This window comes from Pyxidicoccus sp. M6 (assembly GCF_055568925.1).
The window spans coordinates 5,770,484-5,790,550 of sequence record NZ_CM145714.1 but is presented as its reverse complement, the minus strand read 5'-3'; the positions used below and the strand labels follow the sequence as shown (position 1 = coordinate 5,790,550).

Below are 20,067 nucleotides of genomic sequence, written 5' to 3'. Positions count from 1 at the left end.
CGGCTGTGCGATGATTCCCCTCGGATGAAGACGGTCACACGACGATGGCTTCAGCGACTCGGTGGGTTCGCTTCCGCTGGCAGTGAGCGCGTTCCCGGCCGCCTCGACGCCGTCCGCGCCGGGTATGTGTTCTGCGGAATCCTGTGTACCGCCTGCGTGGTCCTGGACTGGGCCATCCTGGGCCGGGTGACGCTCACGACGCTGCCAGCCCGGGGCGTCTGGGGCGGCACGATGGTCCTGCTCGGACTGCTCAGCCGGACCCCACCGGATGAGCGTTCCTGGCATGCGACCGTCGTCGCGGTGGTGACGGCGTTCTGCTTCCCGGTGCTTGTCCTCCAGACGGGGGGCGCGCAGAGCCCGCTCTTCTCCTGGAACATCGCCATCCCGCTGTGCTTCATGGCGATTGCACATGGTGACCTGCGAGCAGTCGTGGTCAGCACCGTCCTCAACGCGGTCGGCGTCATGGTCATCGTCGGAGTTGGCGGCGGCGGCGTGGTCAAAGCCGCGCTCTGGGGCGGCATGAGCGTCGTCGCCGGAGTCACCGGCATGTACGGCACCTACGCGCACCACCGGGTCCTCCAGGACAAGCTGCGCCACGAGCGGGAGCGCGCGGAGACCCTGCGACAGCTCGCCGAGAGCGAGAAGCGCCGGGGCCGCTTCGAGCGGCTCGCGCTGCTCGGGCAGCTCGCCGCGGGCGTGGCGCATGAAATCAACAACCCCCTCGCCTTCGTGAGCTCGAACCTGCGCTATCTGGAAGAGCTGGGCGCGCGCGGCCAGGTGTGCGCCCCCGAGGAGCTCGCGGAGATTCACCGCGATTCGCGCGCGGGGGTGGCGCGCATCAACCAGATTGTCCGGGACCTGATGAGCTTCGCGCGTGATGATTCGAGCGATGGCGACACCCACTCCTCCGCCGCCGAGGTCGTCGCGGAAGCGCTCCGACTCGGAAGGCCGAAGCTGCAGGCAAGCGTGCGCGTCATCGACGAGGTTCCCTCCCAGCTTTCGCGCGTGCGGCTCGGAAAGGGCCGCTTCGTGCAGGTGGTGCTGAACCTGCTGACGAACGCGGTGGACGCGACGACCGCCACGGCAGCCCCCAATGGGCCAGAGCTCCGCATCCGTGCGATGGAGCAGGAGGAAACGGTCGTCCTCCATGTCGAGGACAACGGGCCGGGAATTCCCGAGCACGTGCTGGAGCGCCTGTTCGAGCCCTTCTTCACGACCAAGCCCGCCGGGATGGGGACCGGGCTGGGGCTCGCGCTCTGCCGCGAGTACGTCGAGCGGGTGGGTGGAACCATCACCGCCGAGAACAAGGAGGGCGGTGGCGCCCGGTTCATCGTCACACTGCCGATAGCACGCCCGGCCAGCCTGGGCTCCGCGAGCGGCCCTGGCGTCGCGGCCTGAGCGCAGCCACTCACCCCATTGCCCGCGCGACGAGTGCTTCCGACTCCGCGAGGAACGAGCTGACGTGCACACGGTCCGAGAGCTTCGGTGAGGGGATGATGGCAACGCCCTTCTGGTTGAACATCGCCCCGCTGTGACTTTCGAGGTCCCGCCATATCGCGCTCGAGGCCCTCGGCGGTCTCCTCGCGCTTCGGCGCGGCGAAGATGCCCGTCGTGAAGACGACCAGGTCGAGCTGCTCGGCGGGAAGCTCCTTTGCCACGCGCCCGGCCTCGCGCATCAGGCTCAAGTCCGCCTTCGCGAAATCGATGCCAGGCACACCCGCGTCGCGGAACGTCTGCCCGACGACCGTCACGCTCGCGCCCCGAGCCGCGAGGCTCTTGCTGATCGCGCGTCCAAGGCCGCCGGTGCCGCCGACGACCGCGACCTTCCAGTCCTTCAAGTCCAGACTCGCGGTGTCGACGTGCTGCCAGATGACGCTCTTGTTCTTCTTCATGGTCGTAAGCAGGACCCACAGACGGACTCGGCGAGGATTCACGCCTCCGCTGCCTCTCCGTCTGGACTGGCGATGACGACGACATACCCATCCGGGTCCTGGAGCCAGATCTCCCGGTGCTGCGGAGCCGGGTTGACGTGTGGCTCTTCGATGACCCGAGCCCCCAGACGTCGGGCGCGGTCCACGGCGGCATCGAAGTCATCGACCTCGAACCAGAGAAGGACGCCATGGCCATGCGGGGCCCGGTCGGGATTCACCAGATTGGGGTGCTCCTCGGCATCCCAGCGGTGCAGTTGGAGGACCAGGGCGTCCCCACTCAGGAGTCGGTCATAGACGAGACGATGGGGATGGTCCGGATCGCCCCCCGAGCGCACTCCAAGCAAGGTCTGGTACCAGGCGCTGCTGGCCTTCACGTCCCGCACCGCAATCAACGTCTGAGGCCTGACCGCCAGTCGAGTCGGTTGTCCCATTGAATCCTCGGATGAGAAGGCTGAACCCACCAGAAGCTGGCTCCAAGGGGCAAGTCCGGGCGCGACGCAACCGGCGACCGGGCGCGGCGAGAATCCCGCCACGCGTGGGCTCCCTCCAACCGAAGAAGGTGGGCGCGCTCGCCTGGGCCACCGTCCAGGCCTTCAAGTTCAACAGCAGCCCACGTGCCCCAACGGCGCGCCGGATGAGAACGGCCGGACGCCTTCCCTCCCTCGCGGGGGGATTGTGGCGCTTCCTCGCATGCATGACCTTGCCGCCCCATCGAGGGGAGGACTCATGAGCAAGACAGGATGGAGCTCCGCGCGGGTCGCGCGGTGGGTGAGCGTCTTGCTCGGGGCGTTGCTGGCGGCCTGCGGGCCCATGCCCGAGGACGAGCCCGGTGCGAAGGGCACGACCGTCCCGGAGCCCACGGTGGAGGAGGCGCTTCCGCTGCCGCTCGACGCGAAGCCGGTGGATGCGCGGGAGGCTTCGAACAAATGCTCCGGGGTCTCCCGTCCGTTCGACATCAGCCGGCCCTCGCTGCAGGTGGAGCCCACGGGGTACCCCAGCGGGGCGGTGGCCTTCGACGGCAAGCAGTACCTGGTCGTCTGGCGGGACGCGCGCATCGGCGGCGTCTTTGGCGCGCGCGTGAAGCCCAACGGAAAGGTCCTCGACCCGGCGGGCTTCCCCATCAACAGCCTGAACCCCGCGCTGCAGGGAGGCGAGCCCCGGGTGGCCTGGGACGGCAGGCAGTTCGTGGTCGTCTGGTGGAGCCTCACTGGCGGCGTCTTCGGAGCCCACGTGGAGAGCGATGGCGACGTGCGGCGCCACTTCGTCATCGCCTCCCCCACCGAGGTGTTTGGCCCTCCCGGCATCGCGTGCGCGAACAGGCTGTGCCTGGTGGCCTTCGAGACCACGGGTGGCGAAGCGCCGAGCGTCGTCGCCTCCCGGGTGACGTCGAATGGCGACGTGCTGGACCGGGTCACGCTCTCGTCCCTGCCCAGCGGCGCACGCTTCCCCTCGGTGACGTGGGACGGCACGCAGTTCCTGGTCGTCTGGCAGGATGAGCGCGGCGGTGGCCCGGAGGGGTATGACATCCATGGGGCCCGCGTGAGGAGGGACGGCACCGTGGTGGACCCAGGTGGCAGGCCCCTCGTCACGCTCCCTGGCGCGCAGCGCTTCGCCGACGTGACGTGGACCGGTGGCCACTTCCTCGTCGTCTGGGAGGACGACCGCTTCGGGACGCCGGACATCTTCGGGGCCCGCCTCCGGAGGGACCTCCAGCCGGTCACCACCACCGACTTCGCCATCTCCGCCGGCACCGGCGCGCAGACCGTTCCCCACGTGGCGCACAGCGGCAACAAGTCGCTCGTCGTCTGGGACGACACCCGCCTGGGGCCCCATCGCGCCCGGGGCGCTCGCGTGCGCGACGACGGCACCGTCTTGGACCCGGCGGGCTTCACCCTCTCCTCGGGGGATGAGGACGAGGAGCAGCTGCCCGGCGTGGCCGCGGGCGATCGGCAGTTCTTCGTGGTCTTCAGCGGAGGGAGCCCGGACTTCGTGTTCGAGCACATCCTGGGCACCCGCGTGCAGCACGACACCACGGTGAAGGACTCACCAGCCCTGCGCTTCACCCGCTCCGCGTACCTCCAGCGCAATTCCGCCGCCGCCGCCGGCGCGGGCAGCTCCCTGGTCGTCTGGACCGAGGTGCGGGCGGGGACGCAGCGGCTGCTGGCCACCCGGGTGCGTCCGGATGGCCGCGTGCTCGATGTGCCCCTCACCCTGCCGGCCAGCCCCAACGTGGGCCTCCCCTCGGTGGCGTGGGATGGAAACGTGTGGCTGGTGGTCTGGGAGGAATTCCTCGACACCGGGGTCGACCTCTTCGGGGCCCGGGTGTCCAGTTCGGGCGTGCTGCTGGACCCCGTCAGCATTCCCATCGCCACCTCGAGCGATCTCCAGTTGGAGCCGTCGGTGGCCTCCAACCACGATGGCTTCCTCGTCGTCTGGACGAACTTCGGCCCCCTCGACGAGGACATATACGGGGCGCGGGTGAGCTCCGGCGGCGCGGTGCTGGACCCGGGAGGCTTCCGCATCTCCACGGCGGAGCCGTTCTTTCAGCAGAACGTCGCTGTCGTCGCCACCGGGGGCCGGGGCTATCTCGTCGCTTGGGCCCAGATTGACTTCGCTGCCCCGGGGGGCATCGAAATCAGCATCCGCGGCGCCCGGGTGGACGCGGATGGCGGCGTGCTGGACAGGCCGGAGTTCCTCATCAGCGAGAGCCCGATACTCACCCCGCCCGCGCTGGCCTGGGATGGGAGGAATACGCTGGTCGCATGGGGGACGCTCGATCCCATCTTCTTCGGCCCCAGTCGGGACGTCCTCGCCACCCGGGTGGACTCGGGAGGCCGGGTCCTGGACACGCCGCCCATCGTCGTGGCCACCAGCAGCGACCGGCTGCGGACGGAGGTCACCGCCACCTTCGATGGGAGGGACTTCTGGCTGGCGTGGGTGCAGAGCGGCACCCCCGAGGACTTCCCGGCGCTGGACTACCCCACGGACGTTTATGGCGCACGCGTCCGCACCAACGGCACCGTGAGGGACCCCGGCGGGGGGAGGCCCATCGCCACGCACCAGCCCGAGCCCGAGACCGAGCCCGTCCTCGTCTCCGAAGGAGGCGGCCGGGTGAACATCTTCTACACGGAGTTCATCACCGACGACGATGTGATGAACCAGCGCATCCAGGGACGCGTGCTCACCGGGCTCGGTCCGTCCCACCTGGAGGTGGACGCGCCGGAGCCCGCCGCGGCGCGCTGATGGCACGGGCTCCCGGCCTCGCGATGCCATGCCCACCCCTGCCTCGCTCCTCCAGGCCCTGGCCCAGGCGAAGAACCCGCTGGACCCCCACCCTTCGGCCCACATGGAGGCGACCGGGGGACGGGCGCTGGGGATGGCCGTGCTCTACCTCGTGCTGGGCGTGGCCTTCCTGGGCATGGGCGTCTTCGCCACGCTGGTGGAGAACGACGTGCTCTGATCCTGGATGGCCGCGGGAGAGCTCGCCCAGCCCCAATGCAATGCTCCGTGCCCTGGTCCGTTGTACAGGGCAGAGCGCATGAGAAACTCAACACGGTCACTACACCTCTCGTCCTGCATGCGGGCATGCGTGGAAGTGCGTGGGTTCGGGCTGCACACATGGCGTGTGCTGGCGATCTCACTGACGTTGATGAGCACCCACGTCACCGCAGCCGAAGGCAGTCCTCCCGCACTCGCCGTTTCGCCCGCTGGTGTGCCCGGGGTCAGCGACGAAATGCTGTCTCCCGAGTTCTGGGTCCGCCGGGCGCCAGCATCGAGCTCCGTGCTGCTCGATGCGCGCCAGGTGGCGGACAAACGCCTGCGCGTGTTCGCTCCACAGGGGGGCCTGATTGATCTGCCGCGCATCGCGCCCTCCCTGACGCGAGCCCAGGTCGCCGGCTGGCTCAAACAAGCCGAACAGACGCCGGTGAAAGCGGCCGTCGACGAGAACGGTCATCCGGTCGCGGAGTCGACGCTGCGTGAGCTGCAGCAGAACGCCGCGGCCGAGCGCATTCCCGAGACGGCACCTGCGCGCTACGGGTTGAGTGTACGGCGCGCCCACCTGCGAGCGCTTCCGTCCGACAGACGCTTCTTCGCGTCGAACGACCTGCGCGACTTCGAGAGTCTGCAGGCTGGCATCCTGTTCCCAGGCGAGCCGGTCATCATCGCCCATCAAAGCGCTGACCAACATTGGCTGCTCGTCTTGACCACCCAGGGGCCCGCCTGGGTCAAGCGAAGCGATATCGCGGAAGGCACGGCGGACGCGGTGTTCTCGTACACAGCCAAGGCGCCAGGTCGCGTCGTCACGGGCGACCAGGTTCGTACGGTGTTCACGCCGGAAGCGCCCGAGGTGTCCGAGCTGGAGCTCGACATGGGGACCGCGCTGCCGCTGGCCGACGTGCCGGCCGGCGAGCCCGTCAACGGCGCGAGCAGCCATGCCTCGTGGCCCGTACTGCTGCCCGTGCGCCAGCCGGACGGAGCACTGACCTTCAAGAGTGCGCTGCTGCGACGGAGCGCGGATACCGCCCCCGGCTATCTGCCGCTGACCCGTGCCAACATCATCCGCCAGGCGTTCAAGTATCTGGGCGAGCGCTATGGCTGGGGGCACCTCTACAACGCCCGTGACTGCAGCGGCTTCACCAGCGAGGTCTACCGCAGCATGGGCATCTACCTGCCGCCCAACTCCGGTTTGCAGGGGTCCAGCGCGGCATTCAATCACCGCCTGTTCACGGCGCAGGACTCACATGCCGAGCGGATACGCGCGCTGGCCAAGGCGCAGGTGGGCGACCTCGTCGTCGTTCCCGGGCATGTGCTGATGATCATCGGCCATCTGAACGGCGAGCCCTACGTGATCCAGGATGTGCCGTATGCCGTGTTCAAGGACCCGGTCACACACCAGCTCCGCAAGACCCTGCTGAACCAGGTATCCGTCACTCCCCTGCTGCCCCTGTACGCCGATGACAAGACGCTGTACGTGGACGCCATGACGAGCCTCGTCCACGTCACGCGGCCATGAGGCCACCCCTGACAGCGCGGGCACGCCGATGCTGGAGCCACCCGCGCGCCAGGATGAGGAGGAACTTCGGGTCACGCACCCGGTAGCGCCGCCGCATCCGGCGGGGCGCCTGCACCAGGCGGAAGAGTCACTCCAGGCCGTTGCGCGACATCCACCTGTGGCTCTCCGGATTCCCCACGTCGGTCCGGTGTGGAGGGCTGTCGTCCACCTGCCGGATGGCGTTGGAGTCCAACTACCTCGCGAGTAGGCTCCTCGTGCGCGGTGCGGACCGCCTCACGAGGTAGCTCATGGAGTCTGAAGTCCTCAATCCTGCAAGCCTGCCCCCCGGGACGCGAATTGGCCCGTGGCGCCTGCTGGAGCAGCGCGGCCGGGGCACCTACGGTGTCGTCTACCGCGCCGTGAACAGCAAGTCGCAGGCCTCGGACTCCGTGGCCCTCAAGCTGGCCATGCACCGGAGGGATGCGCGCTTCGCGCGCGAGGCCGAGCTGCTCTCACGCATCCGCCACCCCGCCGTCCCCCGCCTGCTGGACCAGGGCCTCTGGCAGCCTCGCGAGGGCGTCTCCTATGCCTGGCTCGTCATGGACTGGGTCGAGGGAGTGCCTCTTTATGACTGGGCCGTGGCGCAGCGCCCGTCGTCACGGAAGGTGCTTCAACTTCTGGCCCGGCTGGCACGAGCCCTGGACGCCACGCATTCAGCAGGCGGCCTCCACCGCGATGTGAAAGGTGACAACATCCTCGTCCGGCGCGCGGACGCTCTGCCCTTCCTCATGGACTTCGGCGCCGGCCACCACCTGGGAGCCTCCACGCTGACGTCGCAGCTCTTTCCTCCCGGCACTCCGTCCTACCGCTCGCCCGAGGCGTGGCGCTTCGTGCTTGGCTCCCCAAAGCCCCCGGATGTCCCATATCCCCCGGGGCCCGCGGATGACCTCTTCGCCCTGGGCGTCACGGCCTACCGGCTCGTCACCGCGAAGTACCCACCGTCGGCGCACCCGAAGGATGAAAACGTCTGGCTTTGGAACCCCGAGGAGCTGGCGCACTGGACGGCGCGGGTTTGCAACCCCCGCTGCACTCCGGACTTGAGTGCGTTGGTGTCCCGGATGCTCTCACCCCAGCCCGAGGCGCGAGGAAGCGCGCGGGAGGTGGCGGACGCGCTGGAGCAGGCGGCGCGCGGCGCAGGACGCGAGGCGGATGTACCGCTCTTCACGGGAGAAGAGCCACGGCCCGCGGGCCTCTTTCCCCTTCCCCAGCGCGTCACGGTGCAACGCCCTCCTCGCCCGCGCACGTGGCCCGGGTTCGCGGCTGCAAGCCTCGGAGGCGCACTGGCGCTGAGCGCGGCGGGGGTGTTGAGCGTGAGTCGCTCCGAGGAGCCCGCAACGCCTCAACTCGCGGAGCAGGAAGAGTCGAGGGATGGCGGCACCGTGGCCGTCGGGGACACCGCGCTGACGGCGCGGGTGGCGCCCGAGCGAGCCCCCTCCGTGTGGTCACCCATCGCGGTAGACCTGCCATCGAAACCCTTCCCAGGGCAACAGCGCCCGGACAACAACGGCCGCTGTCCCGGCAAGGTGCAGGTGGCAATCAACGGCGGTTGTTGGACAAAGCAGCCCGTGGACATGAAGGACTGTGCTGAATGGGGCGGCGTTGAATACAGGGGCGCGTGCTACCTCCCCGCCATGACTCGGGAACGCCCTGCCACCTCGGCCCCCGTGGATCGAGACGGCGGTCCATAGTCATCTGCTCCAGAGCCCTGCCCGTGCTCCCGGCCGGCGCAGAGGCCGTGCAGCCATCAACCCAACAGAACGCAGACAAGGTCACGGCTGCCTGAACAATTTCCAGCCACCCTCAGCCGAATAGAACGCCAGAATGCAATAGCTCGCAGGCGAGAAAATAATGACAACCGGAAACTCCAACTTGAGCCATAGAGGAAGCAATGCATCAGGGGCATCCAGCTCGACGTCGATCCAGGGGAGCCCCATGTGGCCGGGCCGAGCGGAGACAACCCAGAAGCAACACCCTTCAGAAAAGTCGACATCACTCAATCCAGCTCGAATCCATGCAGCAAACTCATCAGCATGAAACGAAGTCGAGGCTTCGGTAGAACGGGTCGGAACTTCAAGAAGCCCTGGCCCCCACCGATACGCAAGCAGCGGGGTCACATTCAGGCCGACGGTTTCCTCCACCCCCCGGAACCGGGCACCCGGAATGGACTGAAGTATCTCCTGCAGCGCCGGGTACTGAGCGAACAAGTCGTCATTGCTCATCTCCACTCCCCTCCGTTCGATTCCCACCGGCTCGGCCAGAGCCTCGCTCCAGGGCTGGCGGGCGTTCAACCGCGGCGCCCTGGACCACGGGACAATCTACTCGTGCCGGAGCGCGATGATGGGGGGACGTCCACGGCACTCCCCTCCGAGAAAAGCAGTTCCCAAAAATAAATGCCCGGCCGGTCTTCAAGACGTGAGCGCCTCGCAGCCTCGGGGGCCACTCTCTTGAACCGGAGTCCGAAATGTTCGCCGCACGTCGCAGCTTCCGCAGTCTCTCGCTCCTGGCCCTCCTCTCCCTCTCCGCCTGCGAGTCCAACCCGGAGCCGCGGTCCCCCCAGGACCCGCCTCCCTCGGACGGCTCGAACGCCACGCTCCAGGGCCAGCTCTCGGTGGAGCAGGGCACGGACCTCAATGGCCCCGTCCGCCTCGCGCTCGCGTGGTACCCCACCCTGCTCGCCGAGGACACCGGCACGATGACCCGGCCCGCCGGCATCGTCACCCAGAGCCTCACGTACACGGGCGGCTTCCCCGCGAGCTACACCTTCGACGTCAAGAGCGCACCGCCAGCCGAGGCGATGGTGCAGCTCGGCGAGGGCATGCAGGGCAAGGGCGCTGTGGGCATCCTCCTCGCCTACAGCGACGGCAACGGCAACGGCACGCTGGACACCATCCCCGCGGACGGCGCCCCGGTGGACCACGTGCTGGGGGCCTCGCTCGAGTGGACGCGCCCGCCCGCCTTCATGGTGGTCTACCTCGAGTCGGCGCAGACGCCCGCGACGGGGTTGAAGCAGGGCTTCAACCTGATGCGCATCGCCGACAACCTCTCCACCGAGGTGGTGCCCATCGCCACGTCCATCCCCATCGCGCTGCATGACGACCCGATGCTCGACGCCTTCGTCTGCGAGGCGGCGTGGGACGGCGACACGAACCAGGTGCCCTGCGGCCTGCCCGGACACCAGGACCCCGATGAGGACGCCCTCGAGCTCTTCGCCGACGCGGTCTTCAAGGGCAGCACGGCCGACATCTCGCTCGCAGTGAGCCAGGACGGCGCGAACGTGACGGACGCACAGGTGACGGTGGGAGACCTCGTCGCCGCGTACGACGCGGAGCGCGGCCGCTACGTCCTCCACCTGGATGAGGCCTCGGCCGTCGTCGAGAGCGGCCTCGTCACGCTGGTGGCTCGCCGGGGTGACGCGGTGGTGGGGAACACGGTGGTGGTGCCCTCGGACTTCCAGGTGACGTGGCCCACGATGCCGATGAGCTACAGCCCTGGCGCCGAGATGCGGGTGGCGTGGACGAAGTCGCAGGGCGCTACGCGGTACTCGGTGCGGGTGATTGCCAGCGAGGGCTACGCGCTGGCGTCCTCGGCGACGCAGAACAACTCGCTCACCGTCACGCCGGAGGCGTACGAGGGCACGGCGACGCTGCGCATCGAGGCCATCGACGTGACTGACGGTCTGAGGATGCGCCGGGTGCGCGAGCTGCCCCTCTCCTTCACCGCGTGCGACACGAAGACGGACGGCAGCGGCCTCACGGTGGACGGCTACTTCATGCAGTTCGCCCGGGACATCACCGGCGACGAGCAGAGCGAGGTGTTCGCCGACGTGAAGGACGACGGAGTGTCCGTGACGGACGCGAAGGTGATGCTCAGCGGCTGGGACGTGCCGTACGAGCGAGCGGTGGGCGGCTTCCACAACGGCTTCTTCACGGTCGGCGGCGGCACGGGGCTGGGGGAGACGGTGGAGCTGAGGGTGATGCGCCAGGGCGAGGTGCTGTGCCGCACCCTCACGCTCCCCGGCGACTTCGCGCTGCACCTGGACGCGCCGGTCAGCCACCCCACGGGCTCGTCGTGGAGCATGAACTGGACCCGCGCCCCGGGCGCCGTGCAGTACGAGCTGTGGCTGGGCAAGTCGTTCAATGAGCCCATCTCCTCGGCGAGCACCAACGAGCTCGAGTACACCTTCGAGAACATCGACTCCGTCGGCGAGCTCAACCTGCGCTTCTCCGCCGTCGCCCACCCGGCGCACAACGACACCCTGGGCTGGATGGACGTGAAGCGGACGCGGATGGGTAGCGCCACCTTCACGCGGTGAGGGCTCGAGGTTGGCGCATCACGGTGGGCGGCGGGGGCCAGGACAGGGCCTTCCGCCGCCCTCGGCCGTTTGTAGCGCCGGGCGCCACAGCGGAGGCCCGGGGTGTGACCCGCGGCGCTACCCGGTGGTAGCTTCACCAGGCGTGAGTCAGTCGCAGCCCATCCCATTCGGCAGGTACGAGCTCCTGGATCGCCTGGGGACCGGCGGCATGGCCGTCGTGTACCGCGCGCTCTACACGGCGGCGCCCGGCGTCACCAAGCCCGTGGTCATCAAGCGCGTGCTGGGCACGTACGCGGAGGACCCGGCCTTCGTGGAGATGTTCCTCAACGAGGCCCGCATCTGCGTGGGGCTGAGCCACGGCAACATCGTGCAGGTGTTCGACTTCGGGAAGGTCGAGGACGAGTACTACCTGGCGATGGAGCTGGTGGATGGGCACACGCTGGGGCGGGTGCTCCGGGCCGCGAGGCAGAAGGGCCTGCCGTGCCTCCCCGCGCCGCTGGCGGTGGGTATCGCCCTGGAGATGTGCAAGGGCCTCCACCACGCACACACCCGGCTGGATGCGCGCGGCGAGCCGCTCGGCGTGGTGCACCGGGACCTGTCTCCGGACAACGTCCTGCTGAGCTACGAGGGCGAGGTGAAGCTCACCGACTTCGGCATCGCCAAGGCGAGGCTCGCGGGGCGGCCGGAGACGGAGGTGGGCGTCGTCAAGGGCAAGTACCTCTACTTCTCGCCGGAGCAGGCCCGGGGAGAGCCGCTGGACGCGCGCTCAGACGTCTATACGGTGGGCACGGTGCTGTACCAGATGCTCTGCGGCCAGCGCCCGGCGGAGGGCACCGAGTTCGAGGTGATGCGCAAGATTTCCGAGGGCGAGCTCACGCCCGCGCTCTCCTTGAACCCCTCGCTGGACACGGACCTGCAAAGCATCCTGAAGCTCGCACTGTCGACGTCGCGCGAGAAGCGCTACCTGAGCGCGGAGGCGATGCAGCAGTCCCTGTCCGACTGGCTGGGCTTCCGCGCGCCGCGCTTCCCCGCCAACGCGCGCAAGCACCTCATGGGGTGGCTGTTCCAGGAGGAACTCACCACGCACAAGCGTCCTCCGCAGCTTCCGGCGGACTTCCTGTCCCAGCTCCAGTCGTGGCGAGGCCGGGGCGCCGCGCCGATGGTGCAGGACGGTGCGCCCCGGACGGACACGCCGCTGAGCCCGCCGCGGGCGTCGCCATTTGGGAGGCCCGCGCTCCCGGTGGACAACGACTCAGCGACACGGCCTTCGAGTGAGGCGCTGGCGCCCGGCGCCACGAAGCGGCCCACCGGCGAGGCGGTGGCGTCCTCCGCCGCGAAGCCGGTGGACGCGCCCGGCACGAGCCCCACGCACCCGAGCCTGCGCTCCCGCTTCCGTGCGCGACTGCTGCGCCGGTCGGCGGTGGTGAAGGCGGTGCTGGCCGGAGTCACCGTGGGCGTCGTGAGCCTCGTGGGAACGGCGGTGTTCTGGGCCTCCCACGCGCGTGAGCACCGGGAAGCAGCGCCGGTCACCGCGACGGCCACGACCGCGCCCCCCGAGCCGACGAGGCCCCAGGCCCCGACCGACACCACCGCGACACCCGCCACCGGCACGTCTTCGGTCGTGGTGGCCGCCACCGCCGCGACACCCGACGCCGGGACGTCCCCGGTCGAAGTGGCCACCGAGCCACCTCCACCCATCGACAGTGCACTGGATGGGCCCGCCGCTCCCGACGCGCACTCCCCGGAGGAGCAGGCAAGACTCGCGCTCGAAAACGGCCTGTATTGGACCTCTCGCGCGGATGACAACCGGGCCCTGGGGTGGTTCCAGCAATGCCTGCGGTTCGATACATCCCAGGCGCGGTGCCATCTGGAATTGGCTCGCATCTATTCGCGCCGGGGCGCGATACGGGATGCAATGAAACACTTCACCCATCACCTCGCACTGGAGCCCGAGGGGCCCTCCGCCGAGGAGGCGCGCAGATACCTGAAGCTGTACGCAACCTCAGACCCGCCTTGATGCCTTTCGGCCACACCGGCGATGCACTTTTGTCTGACGTGCTTCGGCTGGTGCAAGGCAATGGGATTGAGATACACAGACGGCATGCCCACATCCCTTCCGCGTGTCGTGCGCGCTGTCGCGTGTTCCGTGCTCCTGGCCACGAGCCTGACTGCCTGTGGCGATGACGGGGTCAGCTCCGACGAACAGGCCCGCATCGCCTACCTGGGGCTCGACAAGTCCATCGACAAGGCCCTGCAGCTCGGCTTCGCCGGCTTCAACGCCGCGACGAGCGCGAACATCCCGCCCCAGTCCGCCAACGGTGACGCGTCCGGAACGATGCTCGTCACGGGCCAGGTGGACCAGGGGTCCTCCGACAACAAGGGCATGCGGCTGATCATCGCGCTGACCGGCTACTCCGACGGGGAAGTCGAAGTGGAGGACGACGACCCGGTGAACATCACCTACGCGTCCTCTACGACCGTCCCGCCGTCGCTGGACCTCCAGTTGCGCAACATCCCCAATGGCACCTTCACCGGCGCACTGCTGGGGGCCTACGACATGACCGGAGACCTGGAGGGCGCCGTCACCCTGAACCTGACGCTGACGGGAGAAATCGAGGACGACGGCACCGGCAAGGTCCGCCGCAAGGCGGGCAGCACCCGCGTGAGGGGAACCGCCGCCTCGGGTGACGATACCTATGACGTCGACGTCACGCGGTAGGCCTCACGGGTAGCGCGCGACGCCGGAGGGCTCGGGCTCCGGGAGCGGGATGAACTCCGTCTCGCCGGGGACCTTGGCCATGCGGCCGGCCTTCCAGTCCTCCTTCGCCTGCTCGATGCGGTCCCTCGAGCTGGAGACGAAGTTCCACCAGATGTGGCGCGGCCCATCCATGGGCTCGCCACCGAAGAGCAGGACACGGCCGCCCTTCTCGCCCGAGGCGTTGACCACCACGTCCGCCCCGGGCCGGAGGATGAGGAGCTGCCCGGGGCCATACGTCTGCCCTTCGAGCTCCACCAGCCCCTCGGCGATGTACACGGCGCGCTCCTCGTGGCTCGGACGCACCTGGAGCCGCGCGCGGGGCGCGAGCACCGCGTCCGCGTAGAAGAGCTCCGACAGCGTCTTCACGGGCGAGCGCGCGCCATACAGCTCACCGGCAATCACCCGCACCCGCGCACCCGCGTCGTCCAGCACGGGCAGCGCCTCCGCGGGCGTGTGCGTGAAGGCGGGCTCCGTCTCCTCGTGCGTCTTCGGCGCGGCCACCCAGATTTGGATGCCGTAGAGCTTCCCGCCCGCCGCGCGCAGGCCCGGAGGCGTGCGCTCGGAGTGGGTGATGCCTCGCCCGGCCACCATCCAGTTCACCGCGCCGGGGTGGATGGACTGCACCGTGCCCAGGCTGTCGCGGTGGAGGACTTCGCCCTCGAAGAGGTACGTCACCGTGGCCAGACCGATGTGCGGGTGCGGCCGCACGTCCAGCCCGTGCCCGGACTGGAAGAGCGCCGGCCCCATCTGGTCGAAGAAGATGAAGGGGCCCACCATGCGGCGCCGCACGGAGGGCAACGCCCGGCGCACCTCGAAGCCGTCACCGAGGTCCCGCGTGCGCGGCATGATGACGGTCTCCAGGGCGGAGCCGGGCTCCGAATCGACAAAGGGCTCGTCGGGCATCTGCCAGGCCATGGGCTCGCGTCTCCTGCAAAAGGGTCTGTCCGTCCGTGCCGGTGGGCACGCATGCCGAGTTATGGCCTGTTGCGCGCCGACCTGCACGAGGAACCCTCAGGGCACCTGCGCGGAAGTGCCATCTACCCCGGAGATGCTCTTCCACTGCGTCAGGTCCCGGACTTCCTTCGGGTCCGCCTTGAGCAGTCCACCGCGGGCGTAGCGGTTGCGGTCCATGCGCAGCCCGGGACGGTGCCGGCCGAGCCTCACGAGGTTCGGGCTCCGGACGACGTTCTCACGGACCGTCACATTCTCACTGGGCGCGTTGTTGGCTCCCAGACCGACCATCAGCCCGTAGCCCTCCGTCTTGTCGATGGTGTTGCCCACCACCGCCACGTCCTTCGCGTTCTCCACCCGGATGCCGGTGCCGTCACCGCCGCCCTCCTTCGAGATGTCGGTAATCTTGTTGCTCTTCACCTCCACCTCGGTGGGGTTCGGCTGGCGTCCGTCCTTCACGCCGCCGACGGAGATGCCTCGCCCCGCGTCGGAGATGCGGTTGTTCTCCACACTGACGTCGCGCGCGGAGTAGTGGACGACGACGGCCTCGCCCGCGGAGGTGGCCGACTTGCGGAAGCCGTGCATGTCGTTGTCGCGAACGACGACGCTGCTGCACGTCTTGATGTCCACCGCGTTCTCGTCGTTGGAGTAGAGGCGGTTCTTCTCGATGAGCAGCCCGCGCGCGGGCGTCTGGCCCGCCCGGTCCGGCTTCAGGCACTGCACGGAATCCCCCGAGTTGTCGTGGATGTCGTTGTCGCGGATGGTGATGTCGCGGGACGTGGCCTGCACGACAATGCCGTGCGAGTCGCCTCGGGGCTTCTTGCGGAAGTCGTGGATGTTGTTGCCTTCGATGGTGACGCCGTGCGCGCCGCCGAACGTGGTGACGCCGCCGCCCAGCGTGCCGTCATGGAGGTGCGAGCCGACCAGCATCGAGCCCTCGGTGTTGCCCTCGAAGATGACGGCGAAGCGCGGCTGCTTCCTCACGTCGATGTCGAAGCCGTCGACAATCCAGTAGGGCTTGCGGATCTGCACGAGCGTCCCTCCCCCACCCGGGAAGATTCGCGCGTGCTTCACGGCCTTGAGCGTAATCGGCGCGTCCTTACGTCCCGCCTTCACGTCGCCGTCGATGACGACGGTCTCCGCGTAGATGCCCGGGAGGACCAGGATGGCCTCACCGGGGCCCACCGCCTTCAAGGCCCGGCGGATGGTGCGAAACGGAGCTGACTTCGAGCCGGCCGCCTTGTCGGAGCCCGAGGTGCTCACGTACCACTCGCGGGAGAAGTGCTGTGGACGTGTGGAGGGAGCGTGAGACGGAGCCCCTGAACCTCCTGTCCCCTGCCCGTCCTCCTCCGAGCTCTGCCCGGTACCCGGAAGCTGCGCGCCCACCTCGTCCGCCGTCCTCTGCACCTGGCTGCATGCGCCCAGCAGCACGGTGAGCAGCCCTACGCCCATCCACTTCGCTCGCATCATCGGAGTCCCTCCTCTCCGCGTGGAGGGAGAGTGCTCGCGACGCTTGTGAGAAGGCAGCGTCGCGAACTGCGTGCGCTCGCCCGCCCGACCCGCTCTTAACCTCACCCCGGCAGTGCAGGAAATGAAGCGCAGGGGCTGAATCCGCTCACGCGCCAACTACCTTGATGCTCACCGCTGGGCGGCCTCAGCCCTGTGAAGGAAGCCCGTTCAGCAAAGCGCTCGGTGAGGGAGCATGGCCTCTCTTTGCCTTGAAGCGGGTCAACCCAAGATTGGTGTTATCGAGAGTGGGTTGGGCATGGGGCTGGTCAGGTCGAAGTCATGAGCGAGCACACCCAAGCTCAGGAGTCTCCCGGCGAGCGGCGCGCCATACCAATCTGCCGCGGGGCCTGTGCCTGCTTCTCCTGGATGGCTCACAGCCTTGACGCCCATCCCGAGGCGGTCGTGCGAGCCGCATGAGCCTTGGAGGAAATACGATGCCCAACGTGAATGACATCCTCGCAGCCCTCGACGACAACCGTGATGCCATCCGGGCCAAGCTGAGCCAGGAAGCCTTCGCCGAGTTCGACGACCAGCGACGGGCGCTCGCCCAACGCAGCCTGCCGCCAGTGATGCAGAACGAGGAGGCGCTGACGGCGGAGGTGCTCGCACTCGTGCGTCGGTACGAGCCCGTGGCCGAGATCCTCAGCACGCCAGCCCCTCACGTCCTGGGTGAGGAGGGAGCCAGAGCCGCCCGCTTCATCCCACTGCCAAAGGCCACCAACGCAATCGGGCTCACGGCAGGCGCACCGGGGCAGGCCAGCACCGCCGAGCCTACCGGGCCCACGTCTGGCAGTGTCTCCCCTCCGCTTACGCCACTGGAACAGCCGCCTCGTGCGCGCGAGTGGACACCGGAGGTGATCATCCAGGTTTTCAAGGAGGCGATCACTGCCATTATCGGCCTGCTCCTCGTGGGCTTCACCGTCTATCTTTCCGTACGTGCCGTCGACAACGCCGGTAACTCGGACAAGATGGGCGACAGCAAGGATATTCTGCAGGTGTTGGTGGGCCTTGCCGGTGTGGTGATTGGTTATTACTTCGGCCGTGTGCCTGCGGACGCCCGAGCAGCCCAAGCCCAGCAGCAGGCAGCCTCCGCCGTCAAGCAAGCGGATGCGGTCATGACCAAGGGGGAGGAAGTGACCGCAGAAGTCGAGAAGATGATGCTCAACCGCCAGGGCACGCCCCTGCCTGACGAGCGTTCCGCCGAGCCTCTCGCGCGGATCATGCAGAAAACAGCGGAGATGCGTGCAATCCGACACGCCTAGTTCGAGATGCCACGCGATCGCCGGTAGCGGAGTCTCTCCTTGAGCGCTGTATCCGGGGGCAGGGACGAATGGTGATACTTCGTCGGGAATGCCTCGCCGCGCGGCGAACCGCGTGAAGCGCTTCTGGGTGTCCCCGTTGAAGACGTCGAGCTCGTATTTGTTGCGCACCTGCATGACTCTTTCGCCTACCCGGAATGTCCGGCTGCTGCGGGCGAGCTCCTCCCCCGAGGGATTCAAGTGCTCCTGCAGCACGGCGTTGAGGTTCGAGGTCCCGATGAGTTCCCGGTCCGTCGGGACGAGCACCTGCACCTCGTCCATTGGGTGCAGCCCGAAGCGGAAGGGATGCGCTCCTTCCCCAACGTCTTGAGGGCCGCGAGGATGGTCTCGGGCCGCTCCTTCTCCACGAAGTAGAAGTCGGCCAGCGCGTCCGCGGGGGGCACCTGGGACAGCTCGCCCTGGTGGATGCGGTGGGCATCCGAAGGACTCCCGGGAGCAGGCTCCTATTCCGCGCCCCTGTTGAAGTCCCAACGTCCCGCCCCCCCGCGGGTCACTACCTGATACCCGGGGCTGGTTGGACATTGCCGTCCCGGAAAGCGCACCTCCAACCGGTTCATCAGGTGTTTTCACGAGGATCTACAACCATCCCGTCATCTGAGACTGCCCACACTGAGGTGTTCCTGGACACGTGAGTGGCGCTTGGCACTGCACCAGCGGCATCGCCGGAGGATGGGCAAACGGTCCCTCACCAGGGACGTCCCGTGAAAACCAAGGGCATGTGGAGAAGCCCCCAGTCTCCTCTCTCAACTCACATTCAATCGGGCCCGCAAGGCTTTCAGGAGGTCCAATGAACATTACCATCACAGCCACCGCAAGCGGCAGCCTCGCCCCAGCTACGGGTAATTACCCAGACACTGTCAAGAACGGCGATTTCTTCATCAACGCTCCCCCCGGAGCAAGCGCCGTTGGCGATGGCCACGACGAAGAGACCCGCTGGACATTCGACTTCAACGCCGACCCGGCCTATCAACTCTTCACCCAGGCCCAAGGACTCACATCCGCTGTCCTCACCCTCACGCTCACGCCAAAGAACCAGCAAGTCTCCACCGACATGGTCGTATTGGATCTCCCAGGCTTCGATGGCATCAGAGCACCGCTTGTGACCCTGCCGGTCAACGTGACCAGCACCATCCAGATCGACCTCCTCGCCATCCCCACCTACACCCCAGGCGCGATCCTCGCCGCCCTCGCCGCTGGTAACGGCAAGCTGCCCATGCGCTATGCCGACGACTCCCTCATCTCCGGCGCCAAACTGGAACTTTCGCAAGACACCCCGGCCTACCGATACGCCGTCAAATTCGTTTGCGGCAAAGCCGAAGGCAAAATCCTATCGCCCGGGATGTACTTCACCGCCATCAACGTCCACAACCCGACGTACAAGACCATCCGCCTCCGTAAGAATTTCGCCGTGGGCTTCCCCTCGGAAAGGTCCGGCCCGGTCACGAACTTCGTCAACGTGAAGCTCGGTCCGGACTGCGCACTCGAAATCGATACCGAGGACATTCTCCGCCACATCGGCACCGACGAACCGTTCGCCAAGGGCTTCGCCATTATCGAAAGCGACGTCGAGCTCGATGTCGTCGCTGTCTACACCGCATCAGGACGTGACGGCCAGCTCGTCTCCTTCCACACCGAACGCGTCCACCCGCGTAAGCCAGTCTGTTGTTGCCGAGTCCAACCTCCAGAGGGGCTGCCGGACCTGGTGCCGGTGCCGTTACCCAACGGCGATTTCTGCAACCGTACGGCCGAGGGCTTGATAGTCACTGTGAGGAATCAGGGGACAGGCGCCGCCGGCGCATCGGTCACTCGTGTCACCTTCGCCACCGGGACATCCGTCGACATTCCGACCCCGCCCCTCGGCCCGGGAGCTCAAGTAGTTCTGCCGCCTGCCCCCATTCCACCGAACTGCTTCCAAGCCAATTGCGCCTTCCGCATCACCGTAGACGCAACCGGCGTGGTCGCTGAATCAAATGAAGGCAACAATACAGTCAGCGGCGTCTGCCTCGGATAACCAGCCGGCATGGGCGTGGCGGCGCATGGCGTCAATTACTTCCCTTGCGAAGTGAGCCCCTCATGCGCCATGGGTACCGTCCGCCTGGTGCGAGCGCGAAGTTTCAAGAGAGGTATGAGTTGTCAACAAGGCGCTGGGGCGCGGTGCCCGGCTCGGGGACCGCTTCATAGAAGTTGCCCACCGGAGCTGCCGACCCGCTTCGTACGAAACAGGGCAGGCTCCG

General features: G+C 67.9%; 14 protein-coding genes and 1 pseudogene. 10 read left to right on the top strand and 5 right to left on the bottom strand.

What is annotated here, in order from left to right; all coding sequences use genetic code 11:
• Nucleotides 1-24: 24 nt before the first annotated feature.
• Entirely contained in the window at nucleotides 25-1,398 is a 1,374-nt protein-coding gene (locus tag ACVTJA_RS23175) for a sensor histidine kinase (protein ID WP_465839240.1), read from the top strand.
• Nucleotides 1,399-1,930: 532 nt separating this feature from the next.
• Here ACVTJA_RS23175 and ACVTJA_RS23170 read toward each other — a convergent pair.
• The gene (locus tag ACVTJA_RS23170) at nucleotides 1,931-2,362 is read right to left on the bottom strand and encodes a VOC family protein (protein WP_465839238.1); all 432 of its coding nucleotides are present in this window, start codon (nucleotides 2,360-2,362) and stop codon (nucleotides 1,931-1,933) included.
• A gap of 295 nt (nucleotides 2,363-2,657) precedes the next feature.
• Between ACVTJA_RS23170 and ACVTJA_RS23165 the strand changes: the two genes are divergently transcribed.
• The 4 genes from ACVTJA_RS23165 to ACVTJA_RS23150 all read left to right on the top strand — a co-directional run bounded on the left by ACVTJA_RS23165 (nucleotide 2,658) and on the right by ACVTJA_RS23150 (nucleotide 8,672).
• On the top strand, nucleotides 2,658-5,174 hold the full coding sequence (locus ACVTJA_RS23165) for a hypothetical protein (protein ID WP_465839237.1): 2,517 nt from the start codon (nucleotides 2,658-2,660) through the stop codon (nucleotides 5,172-5,174).
• Nucleotides 5,175-5,202: 28 nt separating this feature from the next.
• Complete coding sequence (locus ACVTJA_RS23160) at nucleotides 5,203-5,391, top strand: hypothetical protein (protein ID WP_465839236.1); 189 nt, start codon at nucleotides 5,203-5,205, stop codon at nucleotides 5,389-5,391.
• 189 nt (nucleotides 5,392-5,580) lie between these two features.
• Entirely contained in the window at nucleotides 5,581-6,945 is a 1,365-nt protein-coding gene (locus ACVTJA_RS23155; RefSeq protein ID WP_465839235.1) for an SH3 domain-containing protein, read from the top strand.
• Nucleotides 6,946-7,232: 287 nt separating this feature from the next.
• Complete coding sequence (locus ACVTJA_RS23150; protein WP_465839233.1) at nucleotides 7,233-8,672, top strand: serine/threonine protein kinase; 1,440 nt, start codon at nucleotides 7,233-7,235, stop codon at nucleotides 8,670-8,672.
• Between the two features lie 81 nt (nucleotides 8,673-8,753).
• Here ACVTJA_RS23150 and ACVTJA_RS23145 read toward each other — a convergent pair whose 3' ends face one another.
• Complete coding sequence (locus tag ACVTJA_RS23145; RefSeq protein ID WP_465839231.1) at nucleotides 8,754-9,203, bottom strand: hypothetical protein; 450 nt, start codon at nucleotides 9,201-9,203, stop codon at nucleotides 8,754-8,756.
• A gap of 242 nt (nucleotides 9,204-9,445) precedes the next feature.
• On the opposite strand from ACVTJA_RS23145, the gene ACVTJA_RS23140 reads away from it, so the two are divergent.
• The 3 genes from ACVTJA_RS23140 (at nucleotide 9,446) to ACVTJA_RS23130 (ending at nucleotide 14,015) form a co-directional block, all read left to right on the top strand.
• The gene (locus ACVTJA_RS23140; protein ID WP_465839229.1) at nucleotides 9,446-11,296 is read left to right on the top strand and encodes a hypothetical protein; all 1,851 of its coding nucleotides are present in this window, start codon (nucleotides 9,446-9,448) and stop codon (nucleotides 11,294-11,296) included.
• A gap of 208 nt (nucleotides 11,297-11,504) precedes the next feature.
• Nucleotides 11,505-13,313, top strand: a complete 1,809-nt coding sequence (locus ACVTJA_RS23135; RefSeq protein WP_465839228.1) for a serine/threonine-protein kinase — start codon at nucleotides 11,505-11,507, stop codon at nucleotides 13,311-13,313.
• Between the two features lie 84 nt (nucleotides 13,314-13,397).
• Nucleotides 13,398-14,015, top strand: a complete 618-nt coding sequence (locus ACVTJA_RS23130; RefSeq protein WP_465839227.1) for a hypothetical protein — start codon at nucleotides 13,398-13,400, stop codon at nucleotides 14,013-14,015.
• 3 nt (nucleotides 14,016-14,018) lie between these two features.
• On the opposite strand, the gene ACVTJA_RS23125 is transcribed toward ACVTJA_RS23130, so the two are convergent.
• Together ACVTJA_RS23125 and ACVTJA_RS23120 are read right to left on the bottom strand one after the other, a co-directional pair.
• The gene (locus tag ACVTJA_RS23125; protein ID WP_465839225.1) at nucleotides 14,019-14,969 is read right to left on the bottom strand and encodes a pirin family protein; all 951 of its coding nucleotides are present in this window, start codon (nucleotides 14,967-14,969) and stop codon (nucleotides 14,019-14,021) included.
• 96 nt (nucleotides 14,970-15,065) lie between these two features.
• A complete protein-coding gene (locus tag ACVTJA_RS23120; protein ID WP_465839224.1) occupies nucleotides 15,066-16,475 on the bottom strand; it encodes a right-handed parallel beta-helix repeat-containing protein in 1,410 nt (469 codons plus the stop codon).
• Nucleotides 16,476-16,948: 473 nt separating this feature from the next.
• On the opposite strand from ACVTJA_RS23120, the gene ACVTJA_RS23115 reads away from it, so the two are divergent.
• Nucleotides 16,949-17,776 carry a hypothetical protein gene (locus tag ACVTJA_RS23115; protein ID WP_465840782.1) on the top strand — a complete coding sequence of 276 codons (828 nt, stop codon included), beginning with the start codon at nucleotides 16,949-16,951 and terminating at the stop codon, nucleotides 17,774-17,776.
• Nucleotides 17,777-17,965: 189 nt separating this feature from the next.
• Here the strand turns inward: ACVTJA_RS23115 and ACVTJA_RS23110 are convergent.
• Nucleotides 17,966-18,094, bottom strand: a pseudogene (locus ACVTJA_RS23110) (hypothetical protein); the annotation flags it as partial.
• 526 nt (nucleotides 18,095-18,620) lie between these two features.
• On the opposite strand from ACVTJA_RS23110, the gene ACVTJA_RS23105 reads away from it, so the two are divergent.
• Nucleotides 18,621-19,844, top strand: coding sequence for a CARDB domain-containing protein (locus tag ACVTJA_RS23105; RefSeq protein ID WP_465839222.1), 1,224 nt, complete (start codon nucleotides 18,621-18,623; stop codon nucleotides 19,842-19,844).
• Nucleotides 19,845-20,067: the final 223 nt, after the last annotated feature.